This window comes from Roseovarius sp. MMSF_3281 (genome assembly GCF_030733685.1).
Lineage (GTDB): Bacteria > Pseudomonadota > Alphaproteobacteria > Rhodobacterales > Rhodobacteraceae > Roseovarius.
In genome coordinates this window covers 280,779-306,044 of sequence record NZ_JASHIM010000001.1, presented here as the reverse complement: position 1 = coordinate 306,044, position 25,266 = coordinate 280,779, and the positions used below count along the sequence as shown (strand labels likewise).

Sequence of the window (25,266 nt, the reverse complement as noted above, 5' to 3'; positions counted from 1 at the left end):
GGCCCACCGCCCGGCCTGACAAGGAGCGCATGATGATTGTCACGACCACCAACGGCGTTGAAGGTCGCAAGATCACCGATTACCGCGGGATCGTGGTGGGTGAGGCGATCATGGGGGCGAATATCTTTCGGGATTTCTTTGCCCAGATCACCGATGTCGTCGGTGGCCGTTCGGGCGCTTATGAAAGCAAGTTGCAGGATGCGCGCGACACGGCACTGAACGAGCTTGAGCAACGCGCGGCGGCGCTTGGCGCCAATGCCGTTGTCGGTGTCGATCTGGATTACGAGGTTGTGGGCGAGTCGATGCTGATGGTCTCGGCCAGTGGCACCGCCGTCGTGCTGGACTGAATGGAACAAGGGGCGGACCGGCCCCGCGAAATACACGAGTTAGGAGCGAAAAACATGTTGGAAATCAAGAACCTGCACGTTGATCTTGAAGAAGAGGAAAAGACCATCCTCAAGGGTGTGGACCTGACCGTGGAAGCGGGCAAGGTGCATGCGATCATGGGGCCGAACGGGTCGGGCAAATCGACCTTGTCCTATGTCCTTTCCGGCCGTGATGGTTACGAGGTGACCGAGGGGTCGGCTTCGCTGGAAGGTGAGGATATTCTGGATATGGAACCCGAAGAGCGCGCCGCGGCGGGCCTTTTCCTGGCGTTCCAGTACCCGGTGGAAATTCCCGGCGTGGGCAACATGACCTTCATGCGCACCGCCCTCAATTCGCAGCGCAAGGCACGTGGCCAAGAAGAGATGAGCGCGGCCGATTTCCTCAAGCTGGTGCGCGAGAAAGCCGCGACCCTGAAGATGAGCAACGACATGCTCAAGCGTCCGGTCAACGTGGGCTTTTCGGGGGGTGAGAAGAAGCGCAACGAGATTCTGCAAATGGCTGTGCTGGAACCCAAGATGTGCATTCTGGACGAAACCGACTCCGGCCTCGATGTGGACGCGATGAAGCTGGTGTCGGAGGGGGTGAACGCCCTGCGCGACGCAGGCCGCAGTTTCCTTGTGATCACTCACTATCAGCGCCTCTTGGACCACATCAAACCAGACGTGGTGCACATCATGGCCGATGGCAAGATCATCAAGACCGGCGGTCCGGAACTGGCGCTGGAAGTCGAAAAGAATGGTTACAGCGATCTGCTTGAGGAGGTGGCGTAATGGCATTGCCGCAGGCAAAACAGGACGCGACCGAGGCGCGGTTGAGCACGGTAAGCTTGCCGCAAGGGGCGGCGTGGCTGACGCAACTGCGTGAAGCCGCCATCGCGCGGGTGCGCGAGATGGGCCTGCCCACGGCACGCGATGAATACTGGAAATTCACAAGGCCCGATACGCTGGTTCAGGCCGAGGTGCCCGAGGCGGCACTGTTCGACGAGGGCGAAGCCCCGATTTTCGACGGCGTGGACCGCCTTAAGGTCGTCTTTGTCGATGGAGTGTTCGACGCCGAGGCCAGTGACGACCTTTCGCTTGAAGGTCTGAGCATCGAGCGGCTTTCAGATGTGGCGCAGGCCGATATCCATTGGGCAAAAGACCTGTACGGCAGCATGGAAGCGCGCGGCCAAGACCCGGTGCATCGCCCGCTTGCGGCGCTGAACACCGCGCTGGCGGAAGATGGCGTGGTGATCCATGTCACCGGCAAGGTAAGCAAACCCGTGAACCTGATTTATCACCATAAATCAACACGTTCCGACGCACTCTTGCACCATGTTGTCAAGCTTGATGCCGGCGCGGACCTGACCGTTTTGGAAAACGGTCCGGCGGCGGCGCGCTTCAACAATGTGATGGAAGTGGACGTCGCCGATGGCGCGGCTTTCAACCACGTGCGCACCCAAGGGCGTGACCACGAGCGGCGCGCGGCAACGCATGTTTTCGCCCGGGTGGGCGAGGAGAGCGCCTTCAAGACCTTCACGCTGACTGCCAATGGCGTTCTGACGCGCAACGAATGCGTGGTCGAGATGGTCGGCGACAACGGTGTGGCCCATATTGCCGGGGCCTGTGTGGGCGACGGTGATTTCCACCACGACGATACGGTGTTCGTCACCCACGATGCGCAGAATTGCGAAAGCCGCCAGGTGTTCAAGAAGGTGCTGCGCAACGGGGCCAAGGGGATTTTCCAAGGCAAGATCCTTGTCAAACCCGATGCCCAGAAAACCGATGGCTACCAGATCAGCCAATCCTTGCTTCTGGATGGCGACAGCGAGTTCAACGCCAAGCCCGAGCTTGAGATTTACGCCGATGACGTGGCCTGTTCGCATGGCTCCACGTCGGGAGCGATTGACGAGGATGCGCTGTATTACCTTCGGGCGCGCGGCGTGCCCAAGGCGATCGCGACAGATATGCTGACGCTCTCGTTCCTTGCCGAAGCGGTCGAGGAAATCGAGGACGAAGCCCTGCGCGACGAGATCAACGCACGGCTGGAAGGCTGGCTGGAGCGGCGGCGCGGCTGATGCCTGTCACACGCGATATCGCGGCCTCTTACAGGGGGCCGCGGACCGTTTTTCGCAGGCTTTTGTCCATGGGCGAAAACGAGGGCCGCGCGCTTGCCATCCTGATGGCCGGCTGCGCGGTGACTTTCGTTGCGCAATGGCCACGTCTGTCGCGCGAGGCACATCTGACAGAGCAGGATGTTTACCCGATGATGGGGGCCTCGCTGCTGGCGTGGATGTTCATCGCACCGTTGATTTTCTATCTGCTGGCGTTTCTAAGCGGCCTGATCCTTCGGGTGTTTGGCGGTCGCGCCAGCGGGTTTGCCTCGCGTCTTGCGCTTTTCTGGGCCTTTCTGGCGGCCAGTCCATTGATGCTTTTGAACGGTCTCGTGGCCGGGTTTATCGGGCCGGGGGGGGCCTTGATGCTGGTCGGGGCCTTGTGGTGCATCGTCTTTTTGTGGTTCTGGTTGGCCAACTTACGGGAATCCGGTTGGGGGTAGCCATGGTATTTGCAGACTGGAAGGCGTTGTTCTTCGTGACGCTGAAAACCCCGAAGGAGGCCGCCCGCCACCTCTTGGCGCTTGATCTGCCCGCGCAGGCGCTTTGGATGGCGCTCACGCTGGTCTCGGTCGTGACCTCGATGGTGTTCGCGGGGCTTTTGCAGATGGCCCCGATGCCGGCCGCCGATATGGGCGAACTGATCCGCGGCACGCCCGCCTACGATGCGCCCTTGATCTTTGCCCTGCTGCAATGGGCGCGCGCGGTGGTTTCGGTCTTCGTGCTTTATTGGGTTGGAACGGTCTTTGGCGGGCAGGGGCGTTTGTCGGATGTTCTGGCCGTCATGGCCTGGCTTCAGGCGGTGACCTTCGCCTTGATGCTGGGGATTGCGGTGCTGGGTGTTCTGATGCCTTTCGTCAGTTCGCTTTTGATCCTGGCCATGGCGGTTTGGTGGGTCTGGGCGGTGATTTCGGCGCTGGATGTGGCGCATGAGTTTGACAGCATGGTGAAATCCGCCGCTGTCTTGATCGTTTCGATTGTCGGGGCGACGGTTGGCCTGTCAATTTTCCTCGGGGTTGTAGCCTCGGTATTCGTGGGGACGACGTGATGCTGGATGTCAAAAAGATACGCGGTGATTTCCCGATTCTGTCGCGCGAGGTGAATGGCAAGCCGCTTGTCTATCTGGACAATGGGGCCAGTGCGCAGAAACCCCGGGCGGTGATCGACGCGATCACCAAGAGCTATGCCGAGGAATACGCCAATGTGCATCGTGGCCTGCATTACCTGAGCAATCTGGCCACCGAGAAATACGAAGGCGTGCGCGGGATCATCGCGCGCTTCCTTGGTGTGGCGGACGAGGATCAGATCATCCTCAATTCCGGCACCACCGAGGGCATCAACATGGTCGCCTACGGTTGGGCCATGCCGCGCATGGAAGCAGGCGACGAGATCGTCCTGTCGGTGATGGAGCATCACGCCAATATCGTACCGTGGCACTTCCTGCGCGAACGGCAGGGCGTCAACCTCAAGTGGGTGGATGTGGATGCCACCGGCCATCTGGACCCGCAAAAGGTGATTGATGCCATCGGCCCCAAGACCAAACTGGTGGCGATCACGCATTTGTCGAATGTTCTGGGCACCAAGGTGGATATAAAGGCGATCTGTGACGCGGCGCGCGAAAAGGGCGTGCCGGTTCTGGTGGATGGCTCACAGGCGGCGGTGCATATGCCGGTGAATATAGATGACCTGGGCTGTGATTTCTATGCGATCACCGGTCACAAGCTGTATGGCCCCTCGGGGTCCGGCGCGATTTTCGTGCACAAGGACCGCTTGGCCGAAATGCGCCCCTTCATGGGCGGCGGGGACATGATCCGCGAGGTCAGCAAGGACGAGGTCAGCTATGCCGACCCGCCGATGAAGTTCGAAGCGGGAACCCCCGGGATCGTGCAGACCATCGGCCTCGGGGTGGCCTTGGAATACATGATGGACGTCGGCATGGAGGCGATTGCCGCCTACGAAGATACGCTCAGCCGCTATGCACAGGAGCGGTTGACCGGCCTCAATTGGCTGCACCAGCAGGGCACGCGGCCCGACAAGGCGGCGATCTTTTCCTTCACCATGGAGGGGGCGGCCCATGCCCATGACATCAGCACGATCCTTGACAAGAAGGGCGTCGCGGTGCGCGCGGGCCATCACTGCGCCGGGCCGTTGATGGATCATCTGGGAGTCACGGCGACCTGCCGCGCGTCTTTCGCCATGTACAACACGACCGAGGAAATCGACGCGCTGGTCGATGCGCTGGAACTGGCGCATGAGCTGTTCGGTTAGGGTGGTGGCCTGAGGTCCCGGATCAGGTCCGGGACGGGGTGGGCGGTTTAACCCGGCCCAAGCAGGCGGTCGATGGGCGCGTAATCATCCGTCAGGATGAGCGGTTTTTTCCGGGCAAGAAGGCCTTCGGTAAAGCCGCGCCCAAGGGCGCCATAGGTTGTGGGGTCGGGCGCGGGCAGGGTGATGCTATCCACCGGGCTTTGCGCGCCCGAGGCGACAAGCACGAACACCATGCGTTGCCCCGGCTGTGGCTGGCGTTGCTCGGTCCAGATTTCAACCTTGGGAAAAACCGTTGCCAAGGTGGCATGTACCGCGGCCAGCGCCTCAAGCCTGTCTTCGAAGTCGATCACGTTCATCACGTAGACTCCGCCGGTGTTGAGACGGTCGCGGACCAGCTCGAAAAACTCTTGCGTGATCAGGTGCGACGGCACCGCGATATCGGTGAAGGCATCGCCCACGATCACGTCATAACGTGCCATTGGCCGGCTCAGCAGGGCACGGCGGGCGTCTTGGGTCAGGATGGTGGCGGTCTCGGGATCGAACCAGAAATCCCGCGCGGCGATGCGCGTGACCTCGGGGTCGATCTCGGCCACCGTCAACGGCCCGGTCCCACGATCCGCCCAGGCGCGGGGTATCGAGAAACTGCCGCCCCCCACGAAGAAGGCGGAAAACGGGCGCTCGCCCATGCGCATCCGGGCCAGTCCATCCAGCATGGCGGCGAAATCGGTGAACATGACGCGGGGCAGGTCACGCGCGCTGATGCCATGGGCCAGATGGTCGATCACCATAAGGTGCACGGGGCTGTTCGGGTCGGCGCCGATGCTTTCGGTGCGGATACAGAAATAGCGGCTTTCGCTGTCGCAGGGGGTTGGCTGGGTGGCGCTGTAGCTGCAAAGCCCGAGGGTGAGCGCCGCAACGGCCGCCACCGGCAGGCGCACCAGGCCGCGCGCAAGATGAAAGCACAGCACCGCCCCCAGAACATAGGCCAAGGCCACGGTTACCATGGTCAGGGCGCTGCCCAGCCACGCGATGAAAAGGAACCCGGCCAGAAGCGTGCCGGCAATCGCTCCGATGGCCCCGGCCGCAAACATCGCACCAAGCGCGCGACCTGACTGTTCGGCGCGGGTGACGGCGATTTGCGCCAGAACGGGGGCCGGAACACCGGCAAAAAACGATGGGGCAAAGAAGGCCAGCGTGCAAAGCAGTGTAATGGACCAAAGCGGGTTGTCCGTCAGCGACAGCACAGGCCCCGCCCCGAGCCGCAAAAGCATACCCGCAAGCGCCGTGGTGATCGCGGCCGCCAAAAGCGCCCAACCCGTTAGCGTCATGGCCCGTGCTGCGGGCCTTTCCGCCCATCGCCCGCCCAGCCAGTGACCGGCGGAAAAGCCCGCCAGAACCACCGCGATGATCGCCGTCCAGGTGTAAAGCGACATGCCAACGTAAGGCGCAAGCATGCGCCCCGCGACGATTTCGACGATCAGGCTGGCCGCGGAAACGGCGGCTTGCAGAAAAACCAAAAGCCAAAGGGGTGTGTTGCGCATATCTGTAGTCTGTCCTTGTGGGGCGTCGCCATTGGGGCCGGGTATCGCGGATTGTGCAAGCCCCCTGATTTCCGATTGCAGGGCGCAGCGCTTTGTCTTATAGCCGCACCCAAAGGCACCTGTAGCTCAGCTGGATAGAGCGCTGCCCTCCGAAGGCAGAGGCCCAAGGTTCGAATCCTTGCAGGTGCGCCATTTTCCTTTCGGTCATTCCGTGAAACGCACCTTGCCGATATAGGGCAGGTTTCGGCCCGCTTGGGCGTAGTCAATTCCATAGCCCACGACGAATTCGTCCGGGATGGTAAAGCCGATCCAATCGGCGGTGACCTCGGCCTCGCGGCGCGAGGGCTTGTCAAGAAGGGCAATGCTGCGCAGCTTGGCGGGCTGGCGGCTGCGCAGCAGGGTCAGAACATGGGCCAGCGTGTGGCCGGTATCCACGATATCCTCGACCACCAGAACGTCGCGCCCCTCGATATCGCCGCGCAGGTCTTTCAATATCCGCACTTCGCGGCTGGATTCGGTGCTGTTGCCGTAAGACGAGGTTTCGATGAAATCCACCTCGACCTCCATCTCAAGCTGCCGCACCAGATCGGCGATAAAGATGAAAGAGCCGCGCAAAAGCCCGACGACCACCAGTTTCCGGGTATCCGTGAACTCTGCCTTGATCTCTTGGGTCAACGCGTCGATCCGCGCGGAAATCTCGGCGCTGCCGATCATCTGGTCGATTACATATGGGTGTTTGGTCATTCCGCCCCCTTGAATTTCGTGGGCCAGTCTATGAAAAAGCCAGATACTGTCACGCGAAAATCAAGGCTTGCTTCATCAATGCCCTCCCATTCCGAAAGCCGCCCGCTACCTTACTCGGCGCAACAGATGTATGACCTTGTGGCCGATGTGGGCAGCTATCCCAAGTTCTTGCCGTGGACTGCGGCGGCCCGGGTGCGCAGCGTCACCGATCAGGCGGATGGCTCCAGGGTCATGGAGGCCGACCTGGTGATCAGCTTCAAGGTCTTTCGCGAACGTTTCGGCAGCCGCGTCGTCCTGTGGCCCGGGGATCGGGTGATCGAAACCGAATATCTGGACGGGCCGTTCAAATACATGCGCTCGAACTGGCGGTTCGAAGAGGATGACGAGGGCTGTATCGTGCATTTCGACGTTGATTTCGAATTCAAGAACATGATCCTGCAAAAAGCGGCGGGCCTGTTTTTCTACGAGGCGATGCAGCGGATCGTGCGCGCCTTCGAAACCCGCGCAAAGGAGCTTTACGGATGACATTGGCGCGTGACATCGCGACGTTTGTGGCAAACGCGGAACCCGCGCAGGCGGCGCGCGGGATCATGGCCCAATCGCTTTACGACTGGATGGCCTGCGGGATGGCAGGCGTGTCCGAGCCCGTGGCCGCGATCATGCGCGCGCAGGCGCTTGACGATGGCGGCACGGCACAGGCGTCGATGTTTGGCGGGGGTCATGTCCCGGCGCGGGCGGCGGCCTTGGTCAATGGGACGATCTCCCATGCCCTGGATTACGACGACACGCATTTCGCCCATATCGGGCATTTGTCGGTGGGGGTGCTGCCCGCCGTGATGGCCGCTGCGCCCAAGGACGGTCTGGCCGCGCTTGAGGCCGCCTGTATCGGGTTCGAGGTGGCCACGCGGGTGGGCCTTTGGCTGGGCCGGGGGCATTATCAGGCCGGCTTTCATCAGACGGCGACGGCAGGCGCTTTTGGGGCCACGGCGGCCGTCGCCCGCCTGAAAGGGCTGGACGCGGGGCAGGTGGCCCATGCGTTCGGCTTGGCCGCAACGAAGGCCGCGGGCCTCAAATCGCAGTTCGGCACCATGGGCAAGCCGATGAATGCGGGGCTTGCCGCCGAATGCGGGGTGGTCTGTGCCGATCTGGCGGCGCGCGGCTTTGTTTCCAACCCGGACGGATTGGATGGCCCGCAGGGCTTTGGCCCGACACATGCGGGCGAGGCGAATATGGCTGCATGGGACGGCCTGGGCGAGGTTTGGCAGATGGCCGAAGTGTCGCATAAACTGCACGCCTGTTGTCACGGTCTGCACGCGACGATCGAGGCGCTGACGCCCTTGAAGGCAGAGGCCGAGGCTGTGAAGGCCATCACGATCACCACGCACCCCCGCTGGCTGACGGTCTGCAATCAACCCGCCCCTGACACCGGGCTTGGGGCAAAGTTTTCCTATGCCCATGTGGCCGGGATGGTGCTGCATGGCTGGAACACCGCCGATATCGCCAGTTTCTCGGATGCCTGCGCGCAGGATGCCGCGCTTGTGGCGTTTCGCGACAAGGTTCGGGTCGTGGCCGACGAGGGCTTGGCCGAAACCGAGGCGCGGGTCGCGCTTGACCTCAAGGACGGTCCACAGCGCGAGGGGCATCATGACCTGATGGCAGCGCAAGACCCGGATCAGAAATGGCAGGCGCTGCGCCGTAAGGGGGCGGCCCTTGTCGGGGAGCACGAGGCACAGCTATGGCAGGCGGTGCAGACAGAAAGGGCCCCCGATCTGGATGCCCTTTCAGAGTTGATGCAAATGGAACCCTTCAGGTCAGGGCCCGTTTGAGAAGGGCCAGGGCGTAATCGCGTGACAGGCGGCGCACCTCTGCCCGGCCTTGGGCGCCGAATTCCTTGGTTTCCGTGAACGTTTTCAGGCCCTTGCGGGCCAGACCAAAACAAACCCGGCCCTCGGGCTTATGATCCGAGCCGCCGGGACCGGCAATGCCGGTAACGGAAACGGCAAGATCGGCGTGGGAGTGGACCAGCGCCCCCTCGGCCATTTCGCGGGCGGTTTGTTCCGACACGGCGCCCTGCGCATCAAGGGTATTTTGCGATACGCCAAGTTGCTCTTTTTTCGCGTTATTCGAATAGGTTACAAAGCCCCGTTCAAGTACATCCGACGACCCCGGCAAATCTGTCAGCGCCACCGCCACCATGCCGCCTGTGCAGGATTCGGCGGTGGTGATCATCACGCCATCGGCGCGGGCAAGGTCGAGGATCTCCTGTGCGATCACAGTCCCAGAACTCCGTGTGACAAGCCCGCAAAGAGTAGCACACCAAGGGCGGCGAAGACACCGGCGATGATATCGTCAAGCATCACGCCAAGCGCGTCGCCGCGCCGGTCGGCCCAGCCGACGGGGCCGGGTTTCCAGATGTCGAACAGGCGAAAAAGGACAAAGGCCGTGATCCAGCCCGGCCAAAGCGCGGTAAGGGCGGCGCCGGTGTGGGCCGCGCCGATAGAGACCGGAAGGAAGGCCAGCCATTGGCCCGCGACCTCGTCAATCACGATCTCGGAAGGGTCGTGATCGGATTTTCCTTTTGTTTCCAATGCGGTGGACCACCATCCTAAAGTAAACGACAGGATCACGCCAAGGGCCAAGAGGATCGGCCCACCCAAAGCGTGCAGGCCCCATGCCACCGGGATAGCGGCGAGTGATCCCCAGGTGCCGGGGGCGGGACGCATATGGCCGATGCCGAAAAACGTTGCAATAGAGTGGGTTATAGTCATGTCTTCACCAATGTTGCGGTGGCTTGGGCGGCGATACCTTCTTCACGGCCGGTAAACCCAAGGCGTTCGGAGGTCGTGGCCTTGACCGAAATGCGGGATGTCTCAAGGCCCATGATCGTGGACAGGGCGTGTTGCATCGCCTCGGCATGCGGCCCGATCTTGGGGCGCTCGCAGATAAGAGTGACGTCTACGTTACTGAATTCAAAACCTTTTTGGCGAGTCAGCTCAACGGCATGGCGTAGGAAAATATGACTTTCCGCGCCTTTCCATTGCGGGTCACTCGGAGGGAAGTGGCGGCCAATGTCACCCAGGGCCAACGCCCCATATATAGCGTCGGTCAGGGCATGCATCCCGACATCTGCGTCGGAGTGGCCTTGCAATCCACGGGTATGCGGGATTTTGACACCGCAGAGGACAACATGGTCACCATCGCCGAAACGGTGCACGTCATAGCCATTGCCAAGGCGTATATCCATTTGAAATTCCAGTATTTTTTCAGCCCTTGCAAAGTCGTGCGCATGGGTGATCTTGAGGTTGTTTTCGTCGCCTTCGATGATGCGCACCGGCAGGCCCGCGGCGCGGGCCACCTCGACATCGTCGGCGGCGGGGCCAGCATGCGCGCGGTGCGCGGCTAAAATATCTTCGAAAACAAAGGCTTGCGGGGTTTGCGCGCGAAACAGCCCGCTGCGATCCCGGGTGCCTGCCACCTCGCCATCCTGCCCGATCCAAAGCGCATCGGTGACGGGCAGCGCGGGGGCCACGGCGCGCTGTGGGCCTTGGGATAATTCGTACAAAACGTACGAAACGTACGCCGGTTTCGTACAACTTCGGGCGACGTCATGAATGGCAACGTACGAGTCGTACGAAAACCCGGTTGCGGAAAGGTAGTCCAGACCAAGCCGCACGGAGTCTGACCGCTCGGCCCCGCCGGTCGTCACCTCAACGCCCTCGGGCGGATCATAGCGATCAAGATCGTCGGCATGCAGGACCACGACAATACGGTCTAACTCGGGCGTGGCCTGGAAGGCAGCCACCGTCCAATCGATCACGCGACGCCCTGCAAGGGGTTGCCATTGCTTTGGCTGATCCCCCCCGGCGCGGGTGCCGCGCCCGGCGGCGACGATGATGGCGGCGCATTGCATGGAGGAAGCAATAGGCGGTGGTCAGGCCAAGCGCAATCCTCGAAGATCGTGCATAAAAAATAGGCAAACCGCCCGAGAATGGGTCGAAAACACCTTGTAAACGTTGTTGAGCCGAGGGCAAACGCGTAGAGAGAAGGCATTGCACAAGGATTAAGCACACGATGCTGCCCATCGCAGACAGAAACCTGACACCCCCGGTTCTATTGGCGCCCTTGGCGGGAATCACCGATTTGCCGTTTCGCAATCTGGTGGCAGGTTTCGGCGCGGGGCTGGTGGTCAGTGAAATGGTTGCCAGCCAGGAAATGGTGCAGGCCAAGCCGGGCGTGCGCGAGCGTGCGGAGCTTGGCTTCGGGGTTGAAAACACATCCGTCCAACTGGCTGGGCGCGAGGCCCATTGGATGGCCGAAGCGGCACGCATGGTCGCGGCCAATGGCGCGCGGCTGATTGATATCAACATGGGTTGCCCCGCGAAAAAAGTGACCAGCAGCAGCGGCGCAGGCGCCAGTGGCTCGGCCCTGATGAAAGACCTTGATCATGCGCTTGGCCTGATCGAGGCGGTGGTCGGCGCGGTTGACGTGCCTGTCACGCTCAAGACCCGATTGGGATGGGACGATAACCTGATGAATGCGCCCGACCTGGCGCGGCGGGCCGAGGCGGCGGGCATTCAGATGATTACCATCCACGGGCGAACCCGCTGCCAGTTTTACAAGGGCCGTGCCGATTGGGCGGCCATTCGGGCGGTGAAAGAGGCGGTTGATATCCCGGTGGTGGCCAATGGCGATATCGTGGATGGCAAGACAGCAAAGCAGGCGCTTGCGGCCAGCGGGGCCGATGGCGTGATGATCGGGCGCGGCGCACAGGGGCGGCCATGGCTTTTGGCACAGGTGGCCGCCGAGCTTTGGGGCGCACCCGCGCCGCAAATCCCGCAGGGCGGGGAATTCGAGGATATGGTGGCGGATCACTACGAAGAAATGCTGCGGTTTTACGGCCCCGAACTGGGCAACCGTGTCGCGCGCAAGCATCTGGGCTGGTACCTGGACGAGGCGGGCACCGGCGTTGAGCTGCGCAAACGGCTGTTGACCAGCCGCGACAGCGCCGAGGTCTTGCGCCTGATCCCGCAGGCCATCCGCGATGGTGAAAGGGCCGCCGCATGAGTGACGAGGCGATCTGGTCTTCCCTGCCGGTGCCGGCGCTGGTTCTGGACGCGATGGACCGCATAGACCGCGTGAACCCGGCAGCCGAGGGGTTTTTGAATTCCTCGTCGAAGGCGCTTCGCGGTCAACCGGTTTGGGACAAACTGGCCGTGGATGCGCCGCTTGAGGAAGCCTTCGAGCGGGCCCGCGACAACGATGCACCCTTGTTCGTCAATGACGTGGACGTGGGCACCGGCGATCGTGCGCCGTTGCATTGCAACCTGCAAATCGCACCCTTGGCCGGTGAGGCGGGGCATATGCTTTTGCTGATCTCCCCGCGCGAGTTGGCGGGGCGGGTGACGCAAGGCCAATCGGTGAAATCGGCGGCGAAATCGGCCATCGGCATGGCCGAAATGCTGGCCCATGAAATCAAGAACCCGCTGGCCGGGATCACCGGCGCGGCACAGCTTTTGTCGATGAACCTTGATCCGCAGGACTTGGAACTGACCGATCTGATTGTCAGCGAAAGCCGCCGCATCGTCGGCCTGCTCGAACAGGTGGAGCAATTCGGCAATGTCAGCGCGCCCAAGATGCAGGCGGTGAACCTGCACGATGTGCTGGACCGGGCGCGGCGCTCGGCCATCGTGGGGGTGGCCGCCGATATGACCATCATCGAGGATTACGACCCCTCGCTTCCATTGGCACAGGGCGACCCGGACCAATTGTTGCAGGTCATTCAGAACTTGCTGCGCAATGCCGCGCAGGCGGCGGGCGAGGGCGGCGGCGTGATTCGATTGCACAGCTATTACGAACAAAGCCTGCGGGTGCGCCGCGATGGCGGCGGCAAAAGCCTGCCCTTGCAGATCGAGGTGATCGACGATGGCCCCGGCCTGCCCGAAGAGATTGCAGGCGATATTTTCGACCCCTTCGTTTCGGGGCGCGACAACGGCACCGGGCTGGGCCTTGCCCTCGCGGCCAAGATCATTTCCGAGCATGACGGCTGGATCTCGGTCAACTCGGTGCCGGGGCGCACGGCATTTCGGATTTCCCTGCCACGGGCAGGCAAGGAGCTGGAGGAAAGCTGATGGATGGCACGGTATTGGTTGCCGATGACGATCGCACGATCCGCACGGTTTTGACGCAGGCCCTGACGCGGGCGGGGTGCAAGGTGCATGCAACATCGTCCTTGCACACGCTGATGCGGTGGGTGGGCGAAGGCAAGGGCGACGCGGTGATCACCGATGTCATGATGCCCGATGGCAATGGGCTTGAGATGCTGCCCAAGATCGCCGCCGACCGGCCCGGCCTGCCGGTGATCGTGATCTCGGCGCAGAACACGATCATGACGGCGATTCAGGCCGAGGAGGCGGATGCCTTCGACTACCTGCCCAAGCCCTTCGATTTGCCCGACCTGATGAAGCGCACCTCGCGCGCCCTGGAGGCGGGCGCGCGGCAACTTACGCCAACGGCCGAGGACGAGCGGCCCGAGGAATTGCCGCTGATTGGGCGGACACCGGCGATGCAGGGGTTGTACCGCGTGGTGGCGCGGTTGATGAACACCGATCTGGCGGTTCTGATCACTGGCGAGTCGGGCACCGGCAAAAGCCTGATCGCCCGCGCGATCCATGATTTTTCCGACAGGCGCACCTTGCCCTTCGTTACCGTCACGCCATCGGACCTGACCGATCTGGAAGGCCCGGCCAAGGTGATGTCGCGGGCCAAGGGCGGCACCATCGTTCTGGACGAGGTGGGCGATCTGGACGCCGAGGCACAGGCGCGGGTGGTGCGGATGATGGATGCGCCGGGCGATCACGTGCCGCGCTTCATGGCCACCAGCCAGGGGCGCCTGGCCGAGAAGCTGGAAAACGAGGGGTTCCGCGAGGATCTGTATTACCGGCTGTCGGGGGCCGTCGTGGCCGTGCCCAGCCTGCGCGACAGGGTGGATGACGTGCCGCTTCTGGTCGAGCATTTCCTGCTGCGCGCCGAACGCGAGGGCCACGCGCCGCGCCGCTTGTCGGAGGGCGCGTTGGAATTGATGCGCGCCTATAGCTGGCCGGGCAACGTGCGACAGTTGGAAAACGCCGTGCGCCGGATCGGGCTGACCGCGCAGAACGAAGAGGTCAGCCGCACCGAGGTCGAGGCCGTTCTGGGCAATCAACCCGCCGCGCAGCCGGTTTTGACGCAGGGGCAGGGGGAATCGCTTTCGGCCTCGGTGTCGCGGCACTTGCGGCGCTATTTCGATTTGCACGGCAACGTCATGCCGCCACCGGGCCTTTACCAGCGAATCCTGCGCGAGGTTGAGCTGCCCTTGATCGAAATCGCCCTCGATGCCACCGGCGGAAACCAGGCGAAATGCGCCGATCTGCTGGGGATCAACCGCAATACGCTGCGTAAGAAGATCACCGAGCTTGATATTCACGTGACACGCCGCCGCAAGTTGATGTAAAAGTGCAACAACGCTGTGGCTTTTGGGGGCTGCCACCCCAAGAATAGCCACATATTGCGGCGGTGCCCCTGCGGCACCACAAGCTGATGGGGGACATGGGTGGCAACACGGACACGCATACCTGCGATCCTGACATGGGACGGTCTGAGCCGTATGCGGCGCAAGCGGCGGATTCAGACCATCGCCACGCTTGGTCTTGTCATCCTTGGGCCGATTCTTGCCGTTGTGACCTTCCTTGTCATGGGGCCGCTGGATCAAGGCGCCTCAAGCCGCGTGTTGCGCGGCGTGATGCTGCTTGATCTGGTCTATGTTCTCATCGTTGCGGGCTTGGTGCTGCAACGGGTTGCGCGCATGGTGGCGGCGCGGCGCAGGCGCTCGGCCGGGTCGCGGTTGCACCTGCGCTTGACCGGGGTTTTCACGGTGATCGCGCTTCTGCCCACGGTGGCGGTCGCGGTTTTTGCCACGCTGTCGGTGAACATGGGGCTTGAAGCATGGTTTTCCGACCGGGTTGGCCGCGTGGTGGACAGTTCGGTCGCCGCGGCGCAGGCCTATGAAGACGAGCACCGCCGCGATCTGATCACCGATGCGCGCGCCTTGGCCTCGGTCATCAATGCCACCAAGCAGGCGGCGGTATTCATCGACGATGGCGAAATCCGGCAGGTCTTGTCGCGGGGACAACGCGAGATTCAACGCGGCCTGCGCGAGGCCTTCGTGATCGACGGCACCGGCGATTTGCGCTCGCGCGGCGAACGATCCTATCTATTCGATTATGAACAACCGACGCCTGAACAGATTGCCCAGGCCCGCGAAGAGGGCATCATCGTCATTCAGGATTGGGACAATAACGAGTTTCGCGCCCTGATGCCGCTGCGCGAGATTCCCGACCGCTATCTTTACGTCAGCCGCAATGTCGATGGCGATATCCTGAGCCTGCTGGACGAAACCAAGGAAACCGCCGAATTCTACAAGCAACGCGAAAGCGAACGGGGCCGTGTCCTGTTCGAGTTTGGCCTGCTTTACATCGGCTTTGCCCTGATCCTGATCCTTGCCTCGATCTGGCTGGGGCTTTGGTTCGCCGAACGCCTGTCGCGGCCCGTCGGGCGCCTGACCAGTGCCGCGCAGCGCGTGGGCGAGGGGGATCTTGACGTGCGCGTGCGCGAGGAAGAGGGCGACGACGAAATCGCCCAGTTGTCCACCTATTTCAACCAGATGACCCGCCAGTTGAAAGGCCAGCGCGAGGCGCTTTTGGCCAATACCCGGCAGATCGAACGCCGCCGGAGGTTGTTCGATTCGGTGCTTGGCTCGGTGTCATCCGGGGTTGTGGGGCTGGATGTGAAAGGCCGGGTCACTTTCGTCAACCGCTCGGCCAAGCGCCTTTTGGATTGGCAGGAAGATCAGCAATCGGTGGATATCGGCGTTGCGGTGCCCGAGTTCGGCGCGCTTTTCTCGCGGCTCAAGTCCACGTCGGGCGGCTTTGTCCAGGAAGAAATCCGGGTGGCGCGCGGCGGGCGGGTTGAAAACCTTCTGGTCCGCATGTCGACCCGCCATAACGAGGATGGCCGGCGTGAGGGTTATGTTGTGGCCTTCGACGATGTGACCGATCTTGTGGCCGCCCAACGGATGGCGGCATGGGGTGACGTGGCCCGGCGCATAGCCCATGAAATCAAGAACCCGCTGACGCCCATTCAATTGTCGGCCGAACGGATCAAGCGCAAGTTTTCGCGCCTGTTGGACACCGACCAGGCGCAATCGCTTGAGGAGCTGACCGACGTGGTGGTGCGGCAAACCAATGATCTGCGGCGGATCGTGGACGAGTTTTCCAAGTTCGCACGCATGCCCGAGCCGCAAACCAAGCAAGAGGATCTGGGCCAGATCCTGCGCGAGGCGGTGCTGTTGCAAGAGGCCGGTCAGCCCGAGGTTCGTTTCGATACCGACCTGCGCCACGAGGCGATGCCCGCCGATCTGGATTCCACGATGATTTCGCAGGCCTTGACCAACCTGATCAAGAACGCCGGCGAAGCCATTGAAAGCCTTCAGGAAAAAGGCGCGCCCGAAGGGCACCGCCCGATGATCCGGGTCACCAGCACGGTCGAGGACGACAATGCGGTGATCCGCATCTGCGACAACGGTATCGGGCTTCCCGAGGATCGCACGCGGCTGTTTGAACCCTATGTGACAACCCGCGAAAAGGGCACGGGCCTTGGCCTGCCCATCGTGAAAAAGATCATCGAAGAACATGGCGGGACGCTGGAACTGACCGATGCGCCCGCCTTTGACGGGAACGGTCATTGCGGGGCAATGGCGGTGGTACGCCTGCCGTTGAAGCCCGCAGGCGAATGTATGAGTGAAATGGAACAACAGGCGGTATGAGGCGCACATGAGCGATATTCTGATTGTCGACGATGAACGGGACATCCGGGAACTGATCGCGGACATCTTGCAGGACGAGGGGTTCGGCACCCGCCTTGCGGGCAATTCCGACGAATGCATGGCGCAATTCGCCGATGCGCCGCCCGCGCTTTTGATCCTCGATATCTGGCTGAAAGACAGCCAGATGGACGGCATCGACATCCTCAAGACGGTCAAGCGCGATTACCCCGATGTGCCGGTGGTGATCATTTCCGGGCACGGCAATATCGAAATCGCCGTCGCCGCGATCAAGCAGGGCGCTTATGATTTCATCGAGAAGCCTTTCAACATCGACCAACTGATGGTGGTGATCCGGCGCGGCATGGAAACCAGCCGCCTGCGTCGCGAGAACCAGCAACTCAAGCGGCGTGAAACCGGCCCGACCGAGATGCTGGGCGAAAGCTCGGCCTTCCGCATGCTTGTCGGGCAGTTGGACAAGGTGACCAAATCCAACGGGCGGGTGATGCTGTCGGGGCCAGCGGGCAGCGGCAAGGAATTGGCCGCACGTTACATCCACGCCAATTCGAACCGCGCCGATGCGCCCTTTATCACCGTCAGCTGTGCCGCCGTGGAGCCCGACCGCATGGAAGAGGTGCTGTTCGGACGCGAGGGCGAAGACGGCGTGCAGCCCGGCCTTCTGGAAGAGGCCAACGGCGGGGTGCTGTATTTCGACGAAGTGGCGGACATGCCGCTTGGCACGCAGTCCAAGATTCTGCGTGTGCTTGTCGATCAGACCTTCCTGCGCGTGGGCGGCAGCGGCAAGGTGCAGGTGGATTTGCGGGTGATCTCCTCAACCTCGCGCGATCTTGAGGCCGAAATTGCCGCCGAGCGTTTCCGGCGCGAGCTGTTTCACCGCCTGAACGTGGTGCCGATCGATGTTCCCGGGCTTGAGGAACGGCGCGAGGATATCCCCGCACTGGCCGCGCATTTCATCGACGGTTTGCACCGGACGCAGGGCCTGCCAAACCGTGGCCTGAGCGATGAGGCCTCGGCGCTTTTGCAAACAATGAACTGGCCCGGCAACGTGCGGCAGCTGCGCAACGTGATCGAGCGGGTGTTGATCCTTGGCGACAGCAGCGGCGAGATCGAGGCGCGTGAATTGCCCGGCGACAACGAAGGCGGGCCTGTGGATGAGGGCCGCGTTGTCTTGTCCAGCGCCGTGGCCACCATGCCCCTGCGCGAAGCACGCGAAGCCTTTGAACGCGAATACCTTATGACCCAGATCAACCGCTTTGGCGGCAATATCAGCCGCACGGCGGAATTCGTCGGGATGGAGCGCAGCGCGCTGCACCGCAAGCTGAAGTCCCTGGGCGTCGTGACAGGCACCAAGGCCGGGGCAAAAGCCGTCGTGGAGGATGAGAATACCGCGGCAGGGTGATCACCCTGCCAGCTTGTCCTGCGCCGCAAAGGGGCTAAGGCCCAGCCAGCTTTGCATGGTGTCGATCAGGGCCCTTGGCCCGACCAGAACAAGGGCTTCGCGGTCCACCGCGTTGGCGACACTGCGCAGGCCCATCCAGATTTCCGTCATCGTGCGCAGGTCGACCGTGGCGTAAAGATCGACATCGAATCCCGGGTCGATATGGCACAGGTCCACCGTGCGGTCCGGCTCCACGATAAGCCACCATTTGCGTTGGGATTCGGGCAATTCTGGGTAAATGAACTCGATCACCGTGCGCCGGCGCGGTACCGGATCGGTGTTCAGGTTGCGCCGCATGTCCCACATCAAAAGCTCGGGATCGAGGTTTTCCAGCGAGGGTTCGGTCTCCACCCATTTCTGGCCCCACATGCCGATGGCTTCGACCACCGGTTGCAGGTCGCGCCCGGCCTGCGTCAGGCAATAGGCCTCGATCTCGGGCGGGCCGGGGATGCGGCTGCGCTTGACGATACCGGCCTGTTCCAGTTCGCCCAGCCGCTTGGACAGAAGGGCCGGCGACATCCGCGGCACGCCACGGCGCAATTCGTTGAAGCGTGTCGAGCCGGCGATCAACTCGCGCAGCACGATAACCGTCCACCGGGTACACAGAACCTCGGCCGCCATGGCGACGGGGCAGAACTGCCTGTAGCTTTCGTTTGTCATTCCGGCCTCCTTTCTCGGGGTGGGGGTAGTGTGCCATCCAAACCCCGCCCGCGGCCAGTTCAGATAATGTACCGCCGGGGTTCACTTCGTGAACTGGTGTGAAACCTGCCCCAGATGTCAGCCTGAACTGGCACCGGATCGATGCCGGTGAAGCAAATAACCAACCGAATTCAAGGGAGGAATTCCATGCCACTTGTTGATATTCAACTGATCGAGGGCGTTTTTGACGACAGCCAGAAACAAAAGATGATCCACGACGTGACCGAAGCCATGGTCAAGATCGAGGGCGAGGCGCTGCGCGGTGTGACCTGGGTCAGGGTGCAGGAGGTTGCCAGTGGCGAATGGGCCATCGGCGGTAAGGCAATGACCGCCAAGGCGGTCAAGGCCGCGCAATCGGCGCCCGCCTGACCGGGTCGCATCCCCCAGAACAGCCCTACCGGAAAGGAGCAAGAAATGCCCCGATCACTGGCGCAAGACCTTAGCACCGTGACCCTGTTCGAAAAACTTGGTGGAGCCGCCGGAATCCGGCGGATCGTCGACGGCACCGTGGCCGCGCATATGCGCAACCCGGTCATCAAGGCACGCTTCCTGCCCTACGAAGACCGCCCCGAGCGGGTAGAAGAGATCAAGCAGCACACCTGCGATTTCTTCGCCGCAGGAAGTGGCGGGCCCGATGCCTACCGTGGGCGCAGCATGGCCGAGGCGCATCGCGACATGGATATCGCGCCCGAGGAATACGAGGCGGCAGCCGACGACATCATGACGACCATGACCGCGCTGAACTATGACGCGGCCCTGCGGGACGAGGTATACGCAATACTGCAATCGTTGAAGGCCGAGATCGTCCACAAGTAACCGCGCCGCACCAAGGGCGGGCCGTGCCTTGCGGGGCCCGTCACTCCGCGCCCGGTGTCACGATCTTCCAGCGGCCCGATTTCAGGCGCACCGCGCAGGAGGCCTCGGTCAGCGGCGGAAAGGTGCGCGTGGCGCTTAGCGGGCGGGCGTTTTCAACCTGCTTGGGGTCGCACTCCTTGATGCTGACTTTCTCGTATCCGGCCCCGGCCATGCACAGCCGCTCTGTCTGGCGGCGCAAATCCTCGTTGGCGTCATAGCGTTCATGACGCCCGGGCGAGGTGATCCGGTAATAGGTATAGCAATTGCCATCGGCGTCGCACTGCGTATAGGGCGCCCTTGTCGGCGGGATATAACGCGTCAGGATACGCGGCGGCACCTTGCGAATGGCGCTTATCTTGCAATCGTTCAGCGTTTGCTCCATCGCCGCGACCGAGGCCCCCTGCTTATAATAAACCGTCAGGGGCGCACAGGCCGCCAACAGGGTGAAAAGCACGAGAACGGGCGCGGTGCGAAAAGATGAAACCTTTGTCATGGGGGTATTTTACCGCAAATTCGCCCAAGGACAAACCAATTGACCAAGCATAGCCAACCTGTCATGCAACTGTTTCGAGACAAGACGAGGCTTGGAGGCCGATGAAAGTCATCATCTGCGGGGCCGGTCAGGTGGGCTGGCAAATCGCGCGCCACCTGTCGGGCGAAAAGAACGACGTCACGGTCGTGGATAACAACCCCGATCTGGTGCGCCGTGCCACCGATACGCTGGATGTGCAGGGCTTGGCCGGTTTTGCCAGCTATCCCGACATTCTTGATCGGGCAGGGGCGCGCGATGCCGATATGATCATCGCGGCCACCTATTCGGACGAGGTGAACATGGTCACCTGCCAGGTTGCGCATTCGGTCTTTGCCATCCCGCGCAAGATCGCCCGGCTGCGCAGCCAATCCTACCTCGACGCGATCTATTCCGATCTTTACCGCCGCGATCACATGCCCATCGACGTGGTGATCAGCCCCGAACGCGAGGTGGCCGAGGCCGCACTGCAACGTCTGGCCGCCCCCGCGGCCTTCGATACCGAGCAATTCATGGGCGGGCGCGCGCAACTGATGGGCCTGCGGCTGGATGGCGATTGCCCGGTCGTCAACACCCCCTTGCGGCAATTGAGCGATCTGTTTTCCACCCTGCGGGTCGTGGTTCTGGGCATTCGCCGCGACGGGCGGCTTTTTGCCCCCGAGGCGGGCGACCAGCTTTTCGTCGGTGACGAGGCTTATGTCTTCGCCCCGCGTGAGGACATCCCCCGCACGCTTGAGGTGTTCGGCAAAAGCCAGGACAAACAGGAACGTCTGGTCGTGGTGGGGGGCGGCAATATCGGCCTTGCGGTGGCCAAATCCCTTGAAGAACACCGCAGCGGCACCCGCACCAAGGTGATCGAACGCGACCGGCGCTGTGCCGAACGCGCGGCGGATGCGCTTGAACGCACCATCGTGTTGAACGGCGACGGTTTGGAAAGCAGCCTGCTGAAAGAGGCCGGGATCGCCCGGGCCGATGCGGTGCTTTGCGTCACCGACGATGACAAGACCAACATGCTGTCCGCCGTCCGCGCCAAGGCCGAGGGCTGCCCCTATGCCATCGCGCTGATCAATGACCCGACGCTGGCCGCCTTGATGGAGCCACTGGGCATTGATGCCTATATCAATCCGCGTGCCACGACCGTCAGTTCGATTTTGCGGCACATCCGGCATGGGCGGGTGAAATCGGTCTATTCCATCGGCGATGCCGAGGCCGAGGTGATCGAGGCCGAGGTGATGTCCACCTCCTCGATCGCGGGCAAGGCGATCCGCGATATCGACTTTCCCGAAGGCGTTCTTGTGGGGGCCGTGCGCAAGGGCGCGGACATCCGCAAGCCGACCGGCGGTCTGAAGATCGAGGCGGGCGATGTGGTGGTCCTGTTTGCGCTGGCCGCCGACGTGGGCCGGGTGGAGCAATTGCTTCAGGTCTCGATTGATTTTTTCTGAGCCATGATCGCCCGGTTGCTCACCTTTCCGTTGATCCTTGTGCTGGCCGGGCTTGCCGCGCTGGCCATGCTTTTGCCCGCCGTGCATGCCCTGATGCTGGACGATCACAGTGTCGCCCGGGCGTTCTTCTATTCAAGCGTTCTGGGGCTGGCTTGCGTGGCGATCATCGGCTTGGCCATATCCGGGCGAGACAGGGAAAACACCACCGATATCCAACACCTCGGGGCGCTTTTCCTGGCCTATACCGCGCTGCCGCTGTTCTTGGCCTTGCCGTTTTACGAGGGGCTTGAGACCACCCGTTTTCTGAATGCCTATTTCGAAATGGTCTCAAGCCTGACGACAACCGGGGCCACGCTTTTCGACAATCCCGGCCGAATCCCCGAACCGCTGCATCTTTGGCGCGGATTGGTGGGCTGGTTCGGCGGCTTGATGATCTGGATCGCCGCGTCGGCCATCCTTGCACCGCTCAATCTGGGCGGGTTCGAAGTGACCGCCAGCGCCGAACCGGGGCAGGAGGCCACCGGGTTTCAACGCTTCGAACGGGCCAGCGCCATCAAGCGCCTGCAACAGGTCAGTGCGACGCTCGGGCCGATGTACCTTGGCCTGACGGCGATCCTGTGCCTTTTGATGATGATCAACGGCGAACGCGCCTTCGTGGCGCTGATCCATGCCATGTCGACCATGGCCACCAGCGGGATTTCCCCCATCGGCGGTATCCATAACGGCGCGGCCGGGTATGGCGGCGAGGTGGTGATCTTCCTGTTCTTGCTGTTCGCGCTGTCGCGGCTGACCTTTTCAACCGATACCCTGACAACCGGGCGGCAAAGCCTTTGGGACGATCCCGAATTCCGCATCGGTATCCTGTTGGTGCTGGGCGTGCCGCTTTTGCTGTTCTCGCGGCATTTCATCGGCGCCTTCGACGTGGACGAAATGGAAAACATCGGTGAAGCGGTGGGCGCGCTGTGGGGGGGCATGTTCACGGTGCTGTCCTTCCTGTCGACCACCGGCTTTGAAAGCGCCGCGTGGGAGGCCGCGCGCGGCTGGTCGGGTCTGGGCACGCCGGGGCTGATCCTGCTTGGGCTGGCCTTGGTGGGCGGCGGTGTGGCCACCACGGCGGGCGGGGTGAAACTGTTGCGGGTCTATGCGCTTTACCTCAATGGCCGCCGCGAGATGGAGCGGCTTGTTCACCCATCGTCGGTGGGGCGCGCCAATTCCGGAAGCCGCCGGTTGCGCCGCCAGGGGGCCTTTATCGCATGGATTTTCTTCATGCTGTTCGCGCTGTCGCTGGCCTTGGTGACGATCGTGCTGGCCGGTCTTGGGCAAAGCTTCCAGGAGTCGATCGTGCTGTCCATCGCCGCGCTCAGCACTACCGGCCCGCTGACGCAATCCGCCGCCGAAGCGCCGATTGATCTGCTGGCCATGACCCCGGCCGCCAAGCTGGTGCTTTGTGCCGCCATGGTCCTTGGGCGCCTTGAAACCCTTGCCATCATCGCATTGGCAAATCCCGGCCTATGGCGGGATTGACCCTTGCCATTTGACGGCCCGCAAGGAATTGATTTTTGGGGTGGAAATGCGCGCGCGACCCCTTCATACTCCGCCCGAGGGAGAGACCGTGCCGATCCGCGGCCAACGCAAGAACAAAGGTTAGTATCACCATGGCATCCGACCGACAAAATCTTCAAGACGCATTTCTCAATCAGGTCCGCAAAACCAAGATTCCGGTAACGATCTTCCTGATCAACGGTGTCAAGCTGCAAGGTGTGATCACCTGGTTCGATAATTTCTGCATTCTTCTGCGGCGCGACGGCCAATCGCAGCTTGTCTACAAGCACGCGATCTCTACCATCATGCCCTCGCAACCGGTCAGCCTTTATGAAGGCGACGACCAAGGTTGACGATCCCGACGACGACGGAACGCGACGACACCCGTGCATGGGTGCTGCATCCCGACATCCGCGGCCACGAGGCGGCGCGCGATGCCGATCTTGCCCTGGAAGAGGCAATTTCGCTTGCGCATGCGCTGCCGGGCCTGGATGTCGTGGGCAGCGAGGTCGTGCGCCTGCCGCGGCCGCATCCGGGGATGCTTTTCGGCAAGGGCAAGCTTGAGGAACTGAAGGCGCGGCTGGAAGCCCACGAGGTGGGCCTTGTGCTGGTCGACGGGCCGGTCAGCCCGGTACAGCAGCGCAACCTTGAAAAGGCCCTTGGCGTGAAGCTGCTGGACCGCACCGGCCTGATCCTCGAGATTTTCAGCGAACGCGCCGCCACCCGCGAAGGCGTGTTGCAGGTGGAAATGGCCGCGCTGTCCTATCAACGCACGCGGCTTGTCCGCGCCTGGACCCACCTTGAACGGCAACGCGGCGGGCTTGGCTTTGTCGGTGGCCCCGGCGAAACTCAGATCGAGGCCGACCGCCGCGCCATCGACGAACAACTGGTACGCCTGCGCCGGCAACTCGACAAGGTGGTCAAAACCCGTGAATTGCACCGCTCGGCCCGCGCCAAGGTGCCGTTTCCCATCGTCGCCCTCGTGGGCTATACCAACGCCGGGAAATCGACGCTGTTCAACCGGATGACCGGGGCCAAGGTCATGGCCAAGGACATGCTGTTTGCCACGCTGGACCCGACCATGCGGCGCATCGAATTACCCGGTGGTGGCCCCGAGGTGATACTGTCCGATACCGTGGGCTTCATTTCCGATCTACCCACCGAACTGGTCGCCGCCTTCCGCGCCACGCTTGAGGAAGTGCTGGCCGCCGATCTGATCGTGCATGTGCGCGATATCTCGCATCCCGAAACCGAGGAACAGGCCGAGGATGTGAAGGCCATCATGGACAGTCTCGGGGTGTCCGAGGATACGCCGCAGATCGAGGTCTGGAACAAGACCGACCGGCTGGACCCGGACAGGCGCGAGGCGGTACTGACCCGCGCCGCGCGGCAGGATCACGTGCAGGCGCTTTCGGCCTGGACGGGCGAGGGGATGGAGCCGCTGATCGCGGCGATCACCCAAGGCATCACCGAAGCCACCCATGAAACCACCCTGACCCTTGGCTTCGACGAAGGCCGCAAGCGCGCATGGCTTTTTGAAAAAGGCGTGGTGGAAGACGAGCAGCAGACCGAGGAAGGCTTCACCCTCACCGTCCGCTGGAGCGCCAAGCAACAGGCCCAGTTCGAACAGCTTTAGGGGCAGGTGGCGCGTTGCAAGCCGCCTGTGTCAAAGCCGCGCATCGACGGGCCGCGGTACGGCGAACCACACGTTGAGCGAAAGCACTTTATCCAGGACACTGGCGCGTAACCTCCCAGCGGCGCACCAAGCCCAACGCAATCGCCGTGCCGGGGGGCGGCCCGTCGATGCGCGGCGGGCCTGCGGCCCGTGATTCCGCGCGGGGAGCGAATGGCG

Annotated in this window: 26 protein-coding genes and 1 tRNA gene; 20 read left to right on the top strand and 7 right to left on the bottom strand. The window is 62.4% G+C overall.

The annotated features are described in order from the left end of the window. The first annotated feature begins 32 nt into the window (after window positions 1-32). From RBB32_RS01825 to RBB32_RS01800, 6 genes are read left to right on the top strand one after another with little or no spacing between them, the layout of a single operon-like run. Window positions 33-347, top strand: coding sequence for a heavy metal-binding domain-containing protein (locus tag RBB32_RS01825; RefSeq protein ID WP_306150958.1), 315 nt, complete (start codon window positions 33-35; stop codon window positions 345-347). 54 nt (window positions 348-401) lie between these two features. Continuing rightward, on the top strand, window positions 402-1,157 hold the full coding sequence (gene sufC / locus RBB32_RS01820) for a Fe-S cluster assembly ATPase SufC (protein WP_306150957.1): 756 nt from the start codon (window positions 402-404) through the stop codon (window positions 1,155-1,157). Further along, window positions 1,157-2,443 carry a Fe-S cluster assembly protein SufD gene (gene sufD, locus RBB32_RS01815; protein WP_306150956.1) on the top strand — a complete coding sequence of 429 codons (1,287 nt, stop codon included), beginning with the start codon at window positions 1,157-1,159 and terminating at the stop codon, window positions 2,441-2,443. The genes sufC and sufD overlap by 1 nt, the downstream gene beginning before the upstream one ends. Beyond that, window positions 2,443-2,922, top strand: coding sequence for a YIP1 family protein (locus RBB32_RS01810; RefSeq protein ID WP_306150955.1), 480 nt, complete (start codon window positions 2,443-2,445; stop codon window positions 2,920-2,922). Before sufD ends, RBB32_RS01810 begins: the two co-directional genes overlap by 1 nt. Window positions 2,923-2,924: 2 nt before the next feature. Then, on the top strand, window positions 2,925-3,527 hold the full coding sequence (locus tag RBB32_RS01805) for a Yip1 family protein (RefSeq protein WP_306150954.1): 603 nt from the start codon (window positions 2,925-2,927) through the stop codon (window positions 3,525-3,527). Continuing rightward, on the top strand, window positions 3,527-4,747 hold the full coding sequence (locus RBB32_RS01800) for a cysteine desulfurase (RefSeq protein ID WP_306150953.1): 1,221 nt from the start codon (window positions 3,527-3,529) through the stop codon (window positions 4,745-4,747). The genes RBB32_RS01805 and RBB32_RS01800 overlap by 1 nt, the downstream gene beginning before the upstream one ends. A gap of 47 nt (window positions 4,748-4,794) precedes the next feature. Here RBB32_RS01800 and RBB32_RS01795 read toward each other — a convergent pair whose 3' ends face one another. Beyond that, window positions 4,795-6,288: a fused MFS/spermidine synthase gene (locus RBB32_RS01795; protein ID WP_306150952.1), complete on the bottom strand. Its 1,494-nt coding sequence runs from the start codon at window positions 6,286-6,288 to the stop codon at window positions 4,795-4,797. 115 nt (window positions 6,289-6,403) lie between these two features. Here RBB32_RS01795 and RBB32_RS01790 point away from each other — a divergent pair. Next, a tRNA-Arg gene (locus RBB32_RS01790) sits at window positions 6,404-6,480 on the top strand. A 12-nt stretch (window positions 6,481-6,492) separates the two neighbouring features. On the opposite strand, the gene hpt is transcribed toward RBB32_RS01790, so the two are convergent. Further along, window positions 6,493-7,032: a hypoxanthine phosphoribosyltransferase gene (gene hpt, locus RBB32_RS01785; protein WP_306150951.1), complete on the bottom strand. Its 540-nt coding sequence runs from the start codon at window positions 7,030-7,032 to the stop codon at window positions 6,493-6,495. A gap of 78 nt (window positions 7,033-7,110) precedes the next feature. On the opposite strand from hpt, the gene RBB32_RS01780 reads away from it, so the two are divergent. Together RBB32_RS01780 and RBB32_RS01775 are read left to right on the top strand one after the other, a co-directional pair. Beyond that, complete coding sequence (locus RBB32_RS01780; RefSeq protein WP_306150950.1) at window positions 7,111-7,557, top strand: type II toxin-antitoxin system RatA family toxin; 447 nt, start codon at window positions 7,111-7,113, stop codon at window positions 7,555-7,557. Next, a complete protein-coding gene (locus RBB32_RS01775; protein WP_306150949.1) occupies window positions 7,554-8,858 on the top strand; it encodes an MmgE/PrpD family protein in 1,305 nt (434 codons plus the stop codon). Before RBB32_RS01780 ends, RBB32_RS01775 begins: the two co-directional genes overlap by 4 nt. Here RBB32_RS01775 and RBB32_RS01770 read toward each other — a convergent pair. The 3 genes from RBB32_RS01770 to RBB32_RS01760 are packed head-to-tail and all read right to left on the bottom strand — an operon-like array spanning window position 8,839 to window position 10,942. Continuing rightward, window positions 8,839-9,306, bottom strand: coding sequence for a CinA family protein (locus RBB32_RS01770; RefSeq protein ID WP_306150948.1), 468 nt, complete (start codon window positions 9,304-9,306; stop codon window positions 8,839-8,841). The two genes, RBB32_RS01775 and RBB32_RS01770, sit on opposite strands and share 20 nt — an antisense overlap. After that, window positions 9,303-9,800 carry a phosphatidylglycerophosphatase A gene (locus RBB32_RS01765; RefSeq protein WP_306150947.1) on the bottom strand — a complete coding sequence of 166 codons (498 nt, stop codon included), beginning with the start codon at window positions 9,798-9,800 and terminating at the stop codon, window positions 9,303-9,305. The genes RBB32_RS01770 and RBB32_RS01765 overlap by 4 nt, the downstream gene beginning before the upstream one ends. Then, window positions 9,797-10,942 carry a bifunctional 2-C-methyl-D-erythritol 4-phosphate cytidylyltransferase/2-C-methyl-D-erythritol 2,4-cyclodiphosphate synthase gene (locus tag RBB32_RS01760; RefSeq protein WP_306150946.1) on the bottom strand — a complete coding sequence of 382 codons (1,146 nt, stop codon included), beginning with the start codon at window positions 10,940-10,942 and terminating at the stop codon, window positions 9,797-9,799. Before RBB32_RS01760 ends, RBB32_RS01765 begins: the two co-directional genes overlap by 4 nt. A gap of 161 nt (window positions 10,943-11,103) precedes the next feature. Here RBB32_RS01760 and dusB point away from each other — a divergent pair, with 161 nt between their 5' ends. The 5 genes from dusB to RBB32_RS01735 all read left to right on the top strand — a co-directional run bounded on the left by dusB (window position 11,104) and on the right by RBB32_RS01735 (window position 18,308). Beyond that, window positions 11,104-12,096 (top strand): tRNA dihydrouridine synthase DusB, encoded by a 993-nt coding sequence (dusB, locus tag RBB32_RS01755; RefSeq protein WP_306150945.1) that lies wholly within the window; start codon window positions 11,104-11,106, stop codon window positions 12,094-12,096. Beyond that, a complete protein-coding gene (locus tag RBB32_RS01750) occupies window positions 12,093-13,160 on the top strand; it encodes a nitrogen regulation protein NR(II) (protein WP_306150944.1) in 1,068 nt (355 codons plus the stop codon). The genes dusB and RBB32_RS01750 overlap by 4 nt, the downstream gene beginning before the upstream one ends. Beyond that, complete coding sequence (locus RBB32_RS01745; protein WP_306150943.1) at window positions 13,160-14,521, top strand: response regulator; 1,362 nt, start codon at window positions 13,160-13,162, stop codon at window positions 14,519-14,521. Before RBB32_RS01750 ends, RBB32_RS01745 begins: the two co-directional genes overlap by 1 nt. Window positions 14,522-14,674: 153 nt before the next feature. After that, entirely contained in the window at window positions 14,675-16,891 is a 2,217-nt protein-coding gene (locus tag RBB32_RS01740) for a PAS domain-containing sensor histidine kinase (RefSeq protein ID WP_306151148.1), read from the top strand. A gap of 7 nt (window positions 16,892-16,898) precedes the next feature. After that, a complete protein-coding gene (locus tag RBB32_RS01735; protein ID WP_306150942.1) occupies window positions 16,899-18,308 on the top strand; it encodes a sigma-54 dependent transcriptional regulator in 1,410 nt (469 codons plus the stop codon). Here the strand turns inward: RBB32_RS01735 and RBB32_RS01730 are convergent, their stop codons facing one another. Further along, a complete protein-coding gene (locus tag RBB32_RS01730; protein WP_306150941.1) occupies window positions 18,309-19,007 on the bottom strand; it encodes a helix-turn-helix domain-containing protein in 699 nt (232 codons plus the stop codon). Window positions 19,008-19,193: 186 nt separating this feature from the next. On the opposite strand from RBB32_RS01730, the gene RBB32_RS01725 reads away from it, so the two are divergent. Next, window positions 19,194-19,415, top strand: coding sequence for a tautomerase family protein (locus tag RBB32_RS01725; RefSeq protein WP_306150940.1), 222 nt, complete (start codon window positions 19,194-19,196; stop codon window positions 19,413-19,415). A gap of 45 nt (window positions 19,416-19,460) precedes the next feature. Continuing rightward, window positions 19,461-19,862, top strand: a complete 402-nt coding sequence (locus RBB32_RS01720) for a group 1 truncated hemoglobin (protein ID WP_306150939.1) — start codon at window positions 19,461-19,463, stop codon at window positions 19,860-19,862. Between the two features lie 40 nt (window positions 19,863-19,902). On the opposite strand, the gene RBB32_RS01715 is transcribed toward RBB32_RS01720, so the two are convergent. Beyond that, window positions 19,903-20,394, bottom strand: coding sequence for a hypothetical protein (locus tag RBB32_RS01715; RefSeq protein ID WP_306150938.1), 492 nt, complete (start codon window positions 20,392-20,394; stop codon window positions 19,903-19,905). Window positions 20,395-20,495: 101 nt separating this feature from the next. On the opposite strand from RBB32_RS01715, the gene trkA reads away from it, so the two are divergent. The 4 genes from trkA (at window position 20,496) to hflX (ending at window position 25,050) form a co-directional block, all read left to right on the top strand. Next, on the top strand, window positions 20,496-21,872 hold the full coding sequence (gene trkA / locus RBB32_RS01710) for a Trk system potassium transporter TrkA (protein WP_306150937.1): 1,377 nt from the start codon (window positions 20,496-20,498) through the stop codon (window positions 21,870-21,872). Between the two features lie 3 nt (window positions 21,873-21,875). Beyond that, on the top strand, window positions 21,876-23,396 hold the full coding sequence (locus RBB32_RS01705; protein WP_306150936.1) for a TrkH family potassium uptake protein: 1,521 nt from the start codon (window positions 21,876-21,878) through the stop codon (window positions 23,394-23,396). 131 nt (window positions 23,397-23,527) lie between these two features. Beyond that, window positions 23,528-23,767 (top strand): RNA chaperone Hfq, encoded by a 240-nt coding sequence (gene hfq, locus RBB32_RS01700; RefSeq protein ID WP_154148170.1) that lies wholly within the window; start codon window positions 23,528-23,530, stop codon window positions 23,765-23,767. Then, window positions 23,764-25,050 (top strand): GTPase HflX, encoded by a 1,287-nt coding sequence (gene hflX / locus RBB32_RS01695; protein WP_306150935.1) that lies wholly within the window; start codon window positions 23,764-23,766, stop codon window positions 25,048-25,050. Before hfq ends, hflX begins: the two co-directional genes overlap by 4 nt. Window positions 25,051-25,266 lie beyond the last annotated feature (216 nt).

Excerpts from the sequence above, each read along its gene's own strand:
- RBB32_RS01720 (WP_306150939.1), top strand. The coding sequence starts at position 19,461 with ATGCCCCGATCACTGGCGCAAGACCTTAGCACCGTGACCCTGTTCGAA.
- RBB32_RS01715 (WP_306150938.1), bottom strand. The coding sequence starts at position 20,394 with ATGACAAAGGTTTCATCTTTTCGCACCGCGCCCGTTCTCGTGCTTTTC.
- RBB32_RS01725 (WP_306150940.1), top strand. The coding sequence starts at position 19,194 with ATGCCACTTGTTGATATTCAACTGATCGAGGGCGTTTTTGACGACAGC.
- RBB32_RS01750 (WP_306150944.1), top strand. The coding sequence starts at position 12,093 with ATGAGTGACGAGGCGATCTGGTCTTCCCTGCCGGTGCCGGCGCTGGTT.
- dusB (WP_306150945.1), top strand. The coding sequence starts at position 11,104 with ATGCTGCCCATCGCAGACAGAAACCTGACACCCCCGGTTCTATTGGCG.
- RBB32_RS01780 (WP_306150950.1), top strand. The coding sequence starts at position 7,111 with ATGCCCTCCCATTCCGAAAGCCGCCCGCTACCTTACTCGGCGCAACAG.
- RBB32_RS01760 (WP_306150946.1), bottom strand. The coding sequence starts at position 10,942 with ATGCAATGCGCCGCCATCATCGTCGCCGCCGGGCGCGGCACCCGCGCC.
- trkA (WP_306150937.1), top strand. The coding sequence starts at position 20,496 with ATGAAAGTCATCATCTGCGGGGCCGGTCAGGTGGGCTGGCAAATCGCG.
- sufC (WP_306150957.1), top strand. The coding sequence starts at position 402 with ATGTTGGAAATCAAGAACCTGCACGTTGATCTTGAAGAAGAGGAAAAG.
- RBB32_RS01735 (WP_306150942.1), top strand. The coding sequence starts at position 16,899 with ATGAGCGATATTCTGATTGTCGACGATGAACGGGACATCCGGGAACTG.
- hfq (WP_154148170.1), top strand. The coding sequence starts at position 23,528 with ATGGCATCCGACCGACAAAATCTTCAAGACGCATTTCTCAATCAGGTC.
- RBB32_RS01775 (WP_306150949.1), top strand. The coding sequence starts at position 7,554 with ATGACATTGGCGCGTGACATCGCGACGTTTGTGGCAAACGCGGAACCC.
- hpt (WP_306150951.1), bottom strand. The coding sequence starts at position 7,032 with ATGACCAAACACCCATATGTAATCGACCAGATGATCGGCAGCGCCGAG.
- RBB32_RS01745 (WP_306150943.1), top strand. The coding sequence starts at position 13,160 with ATGGATGGCACGGTATTGGTTGCCGATGACGATCGCACGATCCGCACG.
- RBB32_RS01730 (WP_306150941.1), bottom strand. The coding sequence starts at position 19,007 with ATGACAAACGAAAGCTACAGGCAGTTCTGCCCCGTCGCCATGGCGGCC.
- RBB32_RS01740 (WP_306151148.1), top strand. The coding sequence starts at position 14,675 with ATGCGGCGCAAGCGGCGGATTCAGACCATCGCCACGCTTGGTCTTGTC.
- RBB32_RS01705 (WP_306150936.1), top strand. The coding sequence starts at position 21,876 with ATGATCGCCCGGTTGCTCACCTTTCCGTTGATCCTTGTGCTGGCCGGG.
- sufD (WP_306150956.1), top strand. The coding sequence starts at position 1,157 with ATGGCATTGCCGCAGGCAAAACAGGACGCGACCGAGGCGCGGTTGAGC.
- RBB32_RS01805 (WP_306150954.1), top strand. The coding sequence starts at position 2,925 with ATGGTATTTGCAGACTGGAAGGCGTTGTTCTTCGTGACGCTGAAAACC.
- RBB32_RS01795 (WP_306150952.1), bottom strand. The coding sequence starts at position 6,288 with ATGCGCAACACACCCCTTTGGCTTTTGGTTTTTCTGCAAGCCGCCGTT.
- RBB32_RS01800 (WP_306150953.1), top strand. The coding sequence starts at position 3,527 with ATGCTGGATGTCAAAAAGATACGCGGTGATTTCCCGATTCTGTCGCGC.
- RBB32_RS01810 (WP_306150955.1), top strand. The coding sequence starts at position 2,443 with ATGCCTGTCACACGCGATATCGCGGCCTCTTACAGGGGGCCGCGGACC.
- RBB32_RS01765 (WP_306150947.1), bottom strand. The coding sequence starts at position 9,800 with ATGACTATAACCCACTCTATTGCAACGTTTTTCGGCATCGGCCATATG.
- RBB32_RS01825 (WP_306150958.1), top strand. The coding sequence starts at position 33 with ATGATTGTCACGACCACCAACGGCGTTGAAGGTCGCAAGATCACCGAT.